12 protein-coding genes and 1 pseudogene are annotated in these 11,143 nt (G+C 51.5%); 7 read left to right on the plus strand and 6 right to left on the minus strand.

Going from position 1 to position 11,143, the window contains the following annotated elements; genetic code table 11:
* Nucleotides 1-294, minus strand: a pseudogene (locus LRS06_RS21395) (hypothetical protein); the annotation flags it as partial.
* Nucleotides 295-559: 265 nt separating this feature from the next.
* On the opposite strand from LRS06_RS21395, the gene LRS06_RS21400 reads away from it, so the two are divergent.
* Together LRS06_RS21400 and LRS06_RS21405 are read left to right on the plus strand one after the other, a co-directional pair.
* Nucleotides 560-1,558 carry a hypothetical protein gene (locus LRS06_RS21400; RefSeq protein ID WP_257873442.1) on the plus strand — a complete coding sequence of 333 codons (999 nt, stop codon included), beginning with the start codon at nt 560-562 and terminating at the stop codon, nt 1,556-1,558.
* A 438-nt stretch (nt 1,559-1,996) separates the two neighbouring features.
* Nucleotides 1,997-2,620: a hypothetical protein gene (locus LRS06_RS21405; RefSeq protein ID WP_257873443.1), complete on the plus strand. Its 624-nt coding sequence runs from the start codon at nt 1,997-1,999 to the stop codon at nt 2,618-2,620.
* A gap of 42 nt (nt 2,621-2,662) precedes the next feature.
* Here the strand turns inward: LRS06_RS21405 and mobV (LRS06_RS21410) are convergent, their stop codons facing one another.
* Nucleotides 2,663-3,385 carry a MobV family relaxase gene (mobV, locus tag LRS06_RS21410; protein WP_257873444.1) on the minus strand — a complete coding sequence of 241 codons (723 nt, stop codon included), beginning with the start codon at nt 3,383-3,385 and terminating at the stop codon, nt 2,663-2,665.
* A 241-nt stretch (nt 3,386-3,626) separates the two neighbouring features.
* On the minus strand, nt 3,627-3,974 hold the full coding sequence (locus LRS06_RS21415; RefSeq protein ID WP_257873445.1) for a hypothetical protein: 348 nt from the start codon (nt 3,972-3,974) through the stop codon (nt 3,627-3,629).
* Between the two features lie 556 nt (nt 3,975-4,530).
* Between LRS06_RS21415 and LRS06_RS21420 the strand changes: the two genes are divergently transcribed.
* Nucleotides 4,531-5,499, plus strand: a complete 969-nt coding sequence (locus LRS06_RS21420; protein WP_257873446.1) for a replication initiation protein — start codon at nt 4,531-4,533, stop codon at nt 5,497-5,499.
* A 10-nt stretch (nt 5,500-5,509) separates the two neighbouring features.
* On the opposite strand, the gene LRS06_RS21425 is transcribed toward LRS06_RS21420, so the two are convergent.
* On the minus strand, nt 5,510-5,749 hold the full coding sequence (locus tag LRS06_RS21425) for a hypothetical protein (protein WP_257873447.1): 240 nt from the start codon (nt 5,747-5,749) through the stop codon (nt 5,510-5,512).
* Nucleotides 5,750-6,151: 402 nt separating this feature from the next.
* Between LRS06_RS21425 and LRS06_RS21430 the strand changes: the two genes are divergently transcribed.
* A complete protein-coding gene (locus tag LRS06_RS21430) occupies nt 6,152-7,384 on the plus strand; it encodes a hypothetical protein (protein WP_257873448.1) in 1,233 nt (410 codons plus the stop codon).
* Nucleotides 7,385-7,602: 218 nt separating this feature from the next.
* On the plus strand, nt 7,603-8,277 hold the full coding sequence (locus LRS06_RS21435) for a hypothetical protein (protein WP_257873449.1): 675 nt from the start codon (nt 7,603-7,605) through the stop codon (nt 8,275-8,277).
* Nucleotides 8,278-8,319: 42 nt separating this feature from the next.
* On the opposite strand, the gene mobV (LRS06_RS21440) is transcribed toward LRS06_RS21435, so the two are convergent.
* Together mobV (LRS06_RS21440) and LRS06_RS21445 are read right to left on the minus strand one after the other, a co-directional pair.
* Entirely contained in the window at nt 8,320-9,042 is a 723-nt protein-coding gene (gene mobV, locus LRS06_RS21440) for a MobV family relaxase (RefSeq protein ID WP_257873444.1), read from the minus strand.
* A 241-nt stretch (nt 9,043-9,283) separates the two neighbouring features.
* Entirely contained in the window at nt 9,284-9,631 is a 348-nt protein-coding gene (locus LRS06_RS21445) for a hypothetical protein (protein WP_257873445.1), read from the minus strand.
* A 555-nt stretch (nt 9,632-10,186) separates the two neighbouring features.
* Here LRS06_RS21445 and LRS06_RS21450 point away from each other — a divergent pair.
* Together LRS06_RS21450 and LRS06_RS21455 are read left to right on the plus strand one after the other, a co-directional pair.
* Nucleotides 10,187-10,501 (plus strand): replication initiation protein, encoded by a 315-nt coding sequence (locus LRS06_RS21450; protein ID WP_257873450.1) that lies wholly within the window; start codon nt 10,187-10,189, stop codon nt 10,499-10,501.
* Nucleotides 10,410-11,042, plus strand: a complete 633-nt coding sequence (locus LRS06_RS21455) for a replication initiation protein (RefSeq protein ID WP_257873451.1) — start codon at nt 10,410-10,412, stop codon at nt 11,040-11,042. Before LRS06_RS21450 ends, LRS06_RS21455 begins: the two co-directional genes overlap by 92 nt.
* Nucleotides 11,043-11,143 lie beyond the last annotated feature (101 nt).

Here is an 11,143-nt window from a genome sequence, read left to right on the forward strand (position 1 = left end):
TGGCCCTGGCAGAACGAGCGCATGTCCGTTCACAAACTGGCCGATGGTCTTGCCGGTGCGCTGCGCGGTCTTCTCGACAATGGCTCGGGTTTCCAGGTCCACCCTGCGAATCGCCCACAACCCGTGTCGGGGCCTTGCGGGGCCGGCCTCCCTTGCTTTGGGTTTAGTTGTGTTTTGTTCTGGTTCTGTTGTCGCTGTTTCAGCAGAAGTTATACCTAACTCGGGTTCTGTTGCGGCTTCCTCAGCAGTAGTTATACTTAACTCCGGTTCTGTTTCTCCCTTTTGCTGGCTCATCCGGTTTTGTTAAACGTTTAGTTTAACAGCTAATGTAGGAGAGTTCAGGATATGTGGGTTTAGTATGACAAAACCCTGGGTTTAGTTTTTCAAAAACAACACGCTAAAAATCAATTGTATATGCATAAGCTATCCGGCTATTTATGATTTGTCAACCATACGCCTACTTTGCTAATCTTACTTTTGAAGCCAACCCTATTCATGCGCTCCCTCCTTCAAAAATCTAACCTGCTTACTACTGCTCTCTTGGGTAGGGGCGTATCAATTGACTGCTCATCCAACGCAAATAGAGAGTAATGCTTCCGCTATTCCAGTTTCCTATGCCACTGCATTATCTACCTCAGGGCTTGTAGCACCTCAGCATAAGCCTTGGCTAAATTTCTGTGACACTACGAGGCTAAAGGATTTCCAATTGGGACATACTCTTCCGCAGGTTTGGGCCTGGCTGGCCGATTATTATGAGCGTGCTAACAGCAACAATTTTCCTACACCCCAAGAGATATACAGCCGCAAAGCCACTCGTATCGCTCTGGCGGACACATTGATTGTTCCTCCTCCAAAACTATCCACAATCACCTTTACTCAGCCATCTAAGAAAGAAGCACAACAGCAGCAAGAGAGGAGTCAACTGAGTATTGCTCATTTGGTCAAGACCTTACGAGAAGCAGGGCTACTTCCAAAACCTTGGGATATCCTTCTACAGCCGGCACCCCTGCTACGTAGATTTTCGGACAGGGAAAGCCTGCTTCTAGCCATGGCTGGACTAGGCCAGGAAGCGCACGCTATGGCCCATGACTCTACCCTCATTCCCGGTTTAGTTCGTGCTGGAGTAATCCTGCCAGCTCAGACAATGGAACTGCAACACGCGATGGCTGTAGAACAACTACTAGACCCCGTAGATATTCTCCCCTATCTCACCTCACGTACGCAGCTTTTCAGTCGGGATACTTACCCTGATGCTTTAGGCGCTTATCTACAGGGCATCTATAAAGATGTTGCGCATATGCTGCCAAACATGGCCTTCACAGACTTTCACTACAAAGTAGAGGTTCCACCCGAGTTTAAACCTTGTAGAGGAGGGTGTCCAGACAATCGCGACATCATTGTAACCCTCCGCGTACAGGGCAAACGTTATAAGCAGCGCTGCCAATTATGGGAGGATACAGGATTGAATGGGCAGCGGTTATACAGCGTCAATCAAGATGAGTTCTATGAAATTTTTAACCAAGTGCTGGCAGATAGAGCTTCCCTGACCGCTTGGTAAACGTGGTCTCCAGTGTAAGTAAAAACAACTTGTACACTCCTTCCCGATTTGCGCTCTGGTTGCTCACGCCACTGCAAGCCCGAACGCTTGACGTGCCCCATCAAACCTTTACTCGAATCTGCTACGGGTTTGCAGATATAGACACAAGGTATGCGGTGCCAAAACTATAGCCTTCTACAAACAGGACTTTCCCGGCGCTGGAGGCTTCTAGAAAGTCCCTCGCCTGTCTGGGATTTGTCCCTTAACATAATGCTAGTTATAAGCAGGGTCACGGAATCCGTGCGGTTTTTAGCCCCACCGCCACTAATGCCTGAACGTGGTACTTTTTGGACATTGCCTCCATTAACCCCATTGGGATTAGGCTTAATTTGTAAGCAAAGACATTGAAATGACCTATCAAAAATCAACTCCTGGCTTCCCCAATTACTACTCCTGCTTTTGCCAGCACTTGCAATGCAATGCCGGCCAGATGTTAGCGTAGAACAACAAGGCGGGGCTCAGGCAGCAGCTGATACGGTTGACGTAACTTCTTTTAATATCGAGCGGGAAAATAACAGCCCTGAATTGGCCAATTGGGCTGTGTTTGAGGTTGGGCAAGAAATTATCTGCACCCCTCCCGGCTGGAAGGCTCACCAGACTGATGATGAACTCATTCTTTTACCACCTACCCGCACGGATAGTACCGAACGAGTAACTTTTGCCCGGTTTAATAAGGACAGTCCCTCATTGGACTACAATAGTTTCGCTCGCCAAATGGCTAAAACAGCATTTGACGATTTTACTATTCAGAAAGGTGATACGTTGAACCAGCTGATTTTTCAACGGGATTTCGGGTACGAGCGAAATACAGGCCTTCTCCTTGCTGGAACAACCTACAAAGGCTATTGTATGGTCTATGTGAACGACCGCTTCGTTTACAAGTACCGCATCATCTTAGCGGAAAACAGGCTTAAAAACTACCGGGGCGACCTATTCCAGGATATCATTGGAAATCTGCAGGTTAACAAACAATACTTAGTAGGGAATGACAACCCAATAAAGCAGATAATCCACGTCAATTAATATCGCTTTTCCGACCTGCAAACGCTCAAATGCAGCGGTCGATTACATGCCTACCCCACCACTACGGCTGTGCTGCTGCCCCGCTTGATGGATGCGCTGCTGGGCCACCTGGCGCTGCGCCTCCTGCTCCAGCTGCGGGTTGAGTTCCTTCACCAGCCCATAGAAGCGCTTCACCTCCTGGTGCTGGGCCTGGCTCCCTTCTACCCCGCGCTGCAGCCCTAACGGGGCGAGCTTCGCCGCAAAGCTGGTCTGCATGTCGCGCATCTTCTGCCGGTCACCCAACATCGCCCGGCAATTGAGCTTGCCGGCCGCGTCGATGGGCACGACCGTGGCGTGGATGTGCGGGGTCTGCTCATCAAGGTGCAGCACGGCGTTCACGACGTTCTCCTTCCCGTAGCGCTCGCTCAGCCACTCCATGGCCCGGTCCCGGAAGCCGGCCAACTTGGCCCCGTCCTCGGCCGACCCGACCAGCTGGGCTGGCTTGCCCGCCTGGCCAGCCTCCTTGCGAATGTCCAAAAACTCGGGGCTGAACGTCATCAGGTGCTCGACCGCCAGCACGGCGTTGCTGCGCACCGTGCAGCCGACCGCCTCGAGGCGGGCCTGCACGTCGGCGGCCAGGTCGGGGCTGCCCACCAACTGCACGTTGAGCGGGGTCAGTTCGGCGTCCGCATTGGGGGTAGGCCGCAGCCGTTGCAGGTGCTCGTTCAGGGAAGTGAGGTTGCCGGCAGTCTTAAGTTTGGCCGTGCGCAGGATGGCATAGGGCATGGGGGCAGTGGGGAAAAGGGTGGCCCGCGGGCCGGTTAGGGGTGCCGGGGACCACCGGGTAGAACGGGCGCCCGCAGGGCTGAACAGACAATTTTGGGCAGCCTAAAGCGCAGCGCTTAGGCCGCCCAAAATTGTCTAGTGAGTACACAACGCTTGAACATTACGCTTGCTTACGTTTGCGCTTTACGCTTATGCTGGCTTTCTTACGCTTATCAGTTACGCTATCAGGGGCTTACCTACGCTAAATCTTTACGCTTGTACCACCTGGCAATACTGGTTTGGCCTTCACCAGACGCTGCACTACCGAGTTGTCCCGCTCGTATTGCATCCGGTCAAGTAGCGTCCGGATCTGCTTCACCTGGTCCGGGGTCATCGTGTCGCTGAGCTGGGGCAAGAGTTTCCCGGCCTCCTCGCCTAAGAAGTCGATTTTACGGGCTAGGTAGTACTCTTCGCCCTGGTACAACCACTGCGCTTCCTCGGACTTTTGGGCCTTATCCCAGGCACTTACCCGGCAGTTGGTGGAACAGAACCGGCCTCCTTTGCGGCGGGGGGTATAAACGGTTGAGCAGTGCTGGCAGGTGTAGCGCATAGAGGGAAATTGCTATTTACCTCTCTCCTACGGGCAGCTGTAGCGACTAGGTTACACCCGGTGCAGGCGCTGCTCAGGGCTTACTTCCCCACGGCCCCAGGGGCGAAAGTTCTCTCGGGTGCAAGAGAGTACATAAGCTCAACAATACGGATCATATACCATTGATTACCAATTATATAGTATTTATTGAATGCGCGCAAGTCACTGGCTTCTAGGGTATTTTGTTTGCTTTCTGTTTTCCGTCCGGAGTTATCCACCGTTCTAAAAGCTTTTTTCCTCGCGCGAAACACAACTTGTGATATTTGAAGTATTTGTTCTATTTGAGGGGTTCGTAACCTATTGATTATCATATAATTACGAGCACTTCAAACCACCTTTCGTGTACTTCAAACCACCTTTCGTGTAGCAAAAACCACCTTTCGTGTACTTCAAACCACCTTTCGTGTATCTATCGACCACCTTTCGTGTATCTACAACCACCTTTAAAAACCACTTTTGTTTTAGATGGTGGTTTAATGGTTATAATTGCAGCTGAATCAGCTAAATGTCTGTCTAGATGAACCAAGAATTAGAAATCCGTCAGCATAATGCCCTCACGAATGCCCGCTACGAATACACTGAGCTGCAGCTAGACCTATTCTTCTTCATCATCTCTAAGCTGCGGAAAGATGAAAAAGACACTATCTATCAGTTGGATATCAGAGAATTATCTAGTCTGACGGGCAAGCGATATAATGGGGCTTACCTGCATAAAGCCACGGCTGATATGGGCTCCCGTATGCTGGAAGTGGAAGACGCCAAAGAGTACCGGCAGATATGGATGTTCCAGCAAATCCGCTACATCAAGGGGGAAGGAATCATCGAATTTGACCTAACCAAGTACGTTTTACCCTATTTATTTCAACTCAAGAACAACTTCACTAGCTATGAACTAGCTGCTGCGCTCCGCCTCACTAGCAAGTACGCTAAGCGTATTTATCAAATCTGCAGCCAGTGGAAAGACCTGGGAGAAACGAAGAAGTATGACCTGCAGGACTTCAAAAAGATGCTCGGGCTACTTGATGAAAAGGGCAATGAAAAGATGGAGCGAATCAGCCAGTTGCGAGAAAAGGTGCTGGACGTAGCCGTTAAGCAAATTAATGAGCATACTGAACTGAATGTCAGCTACACGCTGGAAAAACGCGGGAAGACCTTCAAAAACATCACTTTCACAGTGAAGCCACAGGCTCTAGCTGAAACTATTCCTTTCGACCTGGAGCCAGGTGCAGCTTCTCCGGCAGGCTTGGCCCCGCACCAGGTGGAGAACGCCAGGCGCTTGCTCACGCAGCTGAGCATCACCACGCCGGAACTGGTGGCCACCATCCTGGCCAGCGCGGCGCACGTGGCGGCCTGCAACAAATTCGCCCATGACCTGAAAACCGGCAAGCACGCCAAGGCTCATTCCCTGTCGGGACTCCTGCTCACCATCCTGGGCCTTAAAAAGCCCGCAAACGGGCCGCTGTTCGACGCGGCCGCCAAAAAGTAGGCTTACCCGCCTACTTGCCGAAAACGCGCTGCCAAAGGCTCTTTCGCGCTGGCTCGGCTAACCGGGACGCTATGCCCTCGACCATCTGCGTCAGCTGCTCCACCTGCACCTGCAGGTCGCGGGGACTAGCCGGCAACTGCGACTGGGTAAGCTGGCCCTGGCAGAACGAGCGCATGTCCTCGTTCACAAACTGGCCGATGGTCTTGCCGGCGCGCTGCGCGGTCTTCTCGACAATGGCTCGGGTTTCCAAGTCCACCCCGCGAATCGCCCACAACCCCGTGTCGGGGGCCTTGCGGGGCCGGCCTCCCTTGGCTTTGGGTTTAGTTGTGTTTTGTTCTGGTTCTGTTGTCGCCGTTTCAGCAGAAGTTATACCTAACTCGGGTTCTGTTGCGGCTTCCTCAGCAGAAGTTATACTTAACTCCGGTTCTGTTTCTCCCTTTTGCTGGCTCATCCGGTTTTGTTAAACGTTTAGTTTAACAGCTAATGTAGGAGAGTTCAGGATATGTGGGTTTAGTATGACAAAACCCTGGGTTTAGTTTTTCAAAAACAACACGCTAAAAATCAATTGTATATGCATAAGCTATCCGGCTATTTATGATTTGTCAACCATACGCCTACTTTGCTAATCTTACTTTTGAAGCCAACCCTATTCATGCGCTCCCTCCTTCAAAATCTAACCTGCTTACTACTGCTCTCTTGGGTAGGGGCGTATCAATTGACTGCTCATCCAACGCAAATAGAGAGTAATGCTTCCGCTATTCCAGTTTCCTATGCCACTGCATTATCTACCTCAGGGCTTGTAGCACCTCAGCATAAGCCTTGGCTAAATTTCTGTGACACTACGAGGCTAAAGGATTTCCAATTGGGACATACTCTTCCGCAGGTTTGGGCCTGGCTGGCCGATTATTATGAGCGTGCTAACAGCAACAATTTTCCTACACCCCAAGAGATATACAGCCGCAAAGCCACTCGTATCGCTCTGGCGGACACATTGATTGTTCCTCCTCCAAAACTATCCACAATCACCTTTACTCAGCCATCTAAGAAAGAAGCACAACAGCAGCAAGAGAGGAGTCAACTGAGTATTGCTCATTTGGTCAAGACCTTACGAGAAGCAGGGCTACTTCCAAAACCTTGGGATATCCTTCTACAGCCGGCACCCCTGCTACGTAGATTTTCGGACAGGGAAAGCCTGCTTCTAGCCATGGCTGGACTAGGCCAGGAAGCGCACGCTATGGCCCATGACTCTACCCTCATTCCCGGTTTAGTTCGTGCTGGAGTAATCCTGCCAGCTCAGACAATGGAACTGCAACACGCGATGGCTGTAGAACAACTACTAGACCCCGTAGATATTCTCCCCTATCTCACCTCACGTACGCAGCTTTTCAGTCGGGATACTTACCCTGATGCTTTAGGCGCTTATCTACAGGGCATCTATAAAGATGTTGCGCATATGCTGCCAAACATGGCCTTCACAGACTTTCACTACAAAGTAGAGGTTCCACCCGAGTTTAAACCTTGTAGAGGAGGGTGTCCAGACAATCGCGACATCATTGTAACCCTCCGCGTACAGGGCAAACGTTATAAGCAGCGCTGCCAATTATGGGAGGATACAGGATTGAATGGGCAGCGGTTATACAGCGTCAATCAAGATGAGTTCTATGAAATTTTTAACCAAGTGCTGGCAGATAGAGCTTCCCCTGACCGCTTGGTAAACGTGGTCTCCAGTGTAAGTAAAAACAACTTGTACACTCCTTCCCGATTTGCGCTCTGGTTGCTCACGCCACTGCAAGCCCGAACGCTTGACGTGCCCCATCAAACCTTTACTCGAATCTGCTACGGGTTTGCAGATATAGACACAAGGTATGCGGTGCCAAAACTATAGCCTTCTACAAACAGGACTTTCCCGGCGCTGGAGGCTTCTAGAAAGTCCCTCGCCTGTCTGGGATTTGTCCCTTAACATAATGCTAGTTATAAGCAGGGTCACGGAATCCGTGCGGTTTTTAGCCCCACCGCCACTAATGCCTGAACGTGGTACTTTTTGGACATTGCCTCCATTAACCCCATTGGGATTAGGCTTAATTTGTAAGCAAAGACATTGAAATGACCTATCAAAAAATCAACTCCTGGCTTCCCCAATTACTACTCCTGCTTTTGCCAGCACTTGCAATGCAATGCCGGCCAGATGTTAGCGTAGAACAACAAGGCGGGGCTCAGGCAGCAGCTGATACGGTTGACGTAACTTCTTTTAATATCGAGCGGGAAAATAACAGCCCTGAATTGGCCAATTGGGCTGTGTTTGAGGTTGGGCAAGAAATTATCTGCACCCCTCCCGGCTGGAAGGCTCACCAGACTGATGATGAACTCATTCTTTTACCACCTACCCGCACGGATAGTACCGAACGAGTAACTTTTGCCCGGTTTAATAAGGACAGTCCCTCATTGGACTACAATAGTTTCGCTCGCCAAATGGCTAAAACAGCATTTGACGATTTTACTATTCAGAAAGGTGATACGTTGAACCAGCTGATTTTTCAACGGGATTTCGGGTACGAGCGAAATACAGGCCTTCTCCTTGCTGGAACAACCTACAAAGGCTATTGTATGGTCTATGTGAACGACCGCTTCGTTTACAAGTACCGCATCATCTTAGCGGAAAACAGGCTTAAAAACTACCGGGGCGACCTATTCCAGGATATCATTGGAAATCTGCAGGTTAACAAACAATACTTAGTAGGGAATGACAACCCAATAAAGCAGATAATCCACGTCAATTAATATCGCTTTTCCGACCTGCAAACGCTCAAATGCAGCGGTCGATTACATGCCTACCCCACCACTACGGCTGTGCTGCTGCCCCGCTTGATGGATGCGCTGCTGGGCCACCTGGCGCTGCGCCTCCTGCTCCAGCTGCGGGTTGAGTTCCTTCACCAGCCCATAGAAGCGCTTCACCTCCTGGTGCTGGGCCTGGCTCCCTTCTACCCCGCGCTGCAGCCCTAACGGGGCGAGCTTCGCCGCAAAGCTGGTCTGCATGTCGCGCATCTTCTGCCGGTCACCCAACATCGCCCGGCAATTGAGCTTGCCGGCCGCGTCGATGGGCACGACCGTGGCGTGGATGTGCGGGGTCTGCTCATCAAGGTGCAGCACGGCGTTCACGACGTTCTCCTTCCCGTAGCGCTCGCTCAGCCACTCCATGGCCCGGTCCCGGAAGCCGGCCAACTTGGCCCCGTCCTCGGCCGACCCGACCAGCTGGGCTGGCTTGCCCGCCTGGCCAGCCTCCTTGCGAATGTCCAAAAACTCGGGGCTGAACGTCATCAGGTGCTCGACCGCCAGCACGGCGTTGCTGCGCACCGTGCAGCCGACCGCCTCGAGGCGGGCCTGCACGTCGGCGGCCAGGTCGGGGCTGCCCACCAACTGCACGTTGAGCGGGGTCAGTTCGGCGTCCGCATTGGGGGTAGGCCGCAGCCGTTGCAGGTGCTCGTTCAGGGAAGTGAGGTTGCCGGCAGTCTTAAGTTTGGCCGTGCGCAGGATGGCATAGGGCATGGGGGCAGTGGGGAAAAGGGTGGCCCGCGGGCCGGTTAGGGGTGCCGGGGACCACCGGGTAGAACGGGCGCCCGCAGGGCTGAACAGACAATTTTGGGCAGCCTAAAGCGCAGCGCTTAGGCCGCCCAAAATTGTCTAGTGAGTACACAACGCTTGAACATTACGCTTGCTTACGTTTGCGCTTTACGCTTATGCTGGCTTTCTTACGCTTATCAGTTACGCTATCAGGGGCTTACCTACGCTAAATCTTTACGCTTGTACCACCTGGCAATACTGGTTTGGCCTTCACCAGACGCTGCACTACCGAGTTGTCCCGCTCGTATTGCATCCGGTCAAGTAGCGTCCGGATCTGCTTCACCTGGTCCGGGGTCATCGTGTCGCTGAGCTGGGGCAAGAGTTTCCCGGCCTCCTCGCCTAAGAAGTCGATTTTACGGGCTAGGTAGTACTCTTCGCCCTGGTACAACCACTGCGCTTCCTCGGACTTTTGGGCCTTATCCCAGGCACTTACCCGGCAGTTGGTGGAACAGAACCGGCCTCCTTTGCGGCGGGGGGTATAAACGGTTGAGCAGTGCTGGCAGGTGTAGCGCATAGAGGGAAATTGCTATTTACCTCTCTCCTACGGGCAGCTGTAGCGACTAGGTTACACCCGGTGCAGGCGCTGCTCAGGGCTTACTTCCCACGGCCCCAGGGGCGAAAGTTCTCTCGGGTGCAAGAGAGTACATAAGCTCAACAATACGGATCATATACCATTGATTACCAATTATATAGTATTTATTGAATGCGCGCAAGTCACTGGCTTCTAGGGTATTTTGTTTGCTTTCTGTTTTCCGTCCGGAGTTATCCACCGTTCTAAAAGCTTTTTTCCTCGCGCGAAACACAACTTGTGATATTTGAAGTATTTGTTCTATTTGAGGGGTTCGTAACCTATTGATTATCATATAATTACGAGCACTTCAAACCACCTTTCGTGTACTTCAAACCACCTTTCGTGTAGCAAAAACCACCTTTCGTGTACTTCAAACCACCTTTCGTGTATCTATCGACCACCTTTCGTGTATCTACAACCACCTTTAAAAACCACTTTTGTTTTAGATGGTGGTTTAATGGTTATAATTGCAGCTGAATCAGCTAAATGTCTGTCTAGATGAACCAAGAATTAGAAATCCGTCAGCATAATGCCCTCACGAATGCCCGCTACGAATACACTGAGCTGCAGCTAGACCTATTCTTCTTCATCATCTCTAAGCTGCGGAAAGATGAAAAAGACACTATCTATCAGTTGGATATCAGAGAATTATCTAGTCTGACGGGCAAGCGATATAATGGGGCTTACCTGCATAAAGCTACGGCTGATATGGGGCTCCCGTATGCTGGAGCTGGAAGACGCCAAAGAGTACCGGCAGATATGGATGTTCCAGCAAATCCGCTACATCAAGGGGGAAGGAATCATCGAATTTGACCTAACCAAGTACGTTTTACCCTATTTATTTCAACTCAAGAACAACTTCACTAGCTATGAACTAGCTGCTGCGCTCCGCCTCACTAGCAAGTACGCTAAGCGTATTTATCAAATCTGCAGCCAGTGGAAAGACCTGGGAGAAACGAAGAAGTATGACCTGCAGGACTTCAAAAAGATGCTCGGGCTACTTGATGAAAAGGGCAATGAAAAGATGGAGCGAATCAGCCAGTTGCGAGAAAAGGTGCTGGACGTAGCCGTTAAGCAAATTAATGAGCATACTGAACTGAATGTCAGCTACACGCTGGAAAAACGCGGGAAGACCTTCAAAAACATCACTTTCACAGTGAAGCCACAGGCTCTAGCTGAAACTATTCCTTTCGACCTGGAGCCAGGTGCAGCTTCTCCGGCAGGCTTGGCCCCGCACCAGGTGGAGAACGCCAGGCGCTTGCTCACGCAGCTGAGCATCACCACGCCGGAACTGGTGGCCACCATCCTGGCCAGCGCGGCGCATCGTGGCGGCCTGCAACAAATTCGCCCATGACCTGAAAACCGGCAAGCACGCCAAGGCTCATTCCCTGTCGGGACTCCTGCTCACCATCCTGGGCCTTAAAAAGCCCGCAAACGGGCCGCTGTTCGACGCGG

Origin of the sequence: Hymenobacter sp. J193 (assembly GCF_024700075.1) — a bacterium.
GTDB lineage: Bacteria > Bacteroidota > Bacteroidia > Cytophagales > Hymenobacteraceae > Hymenobacter.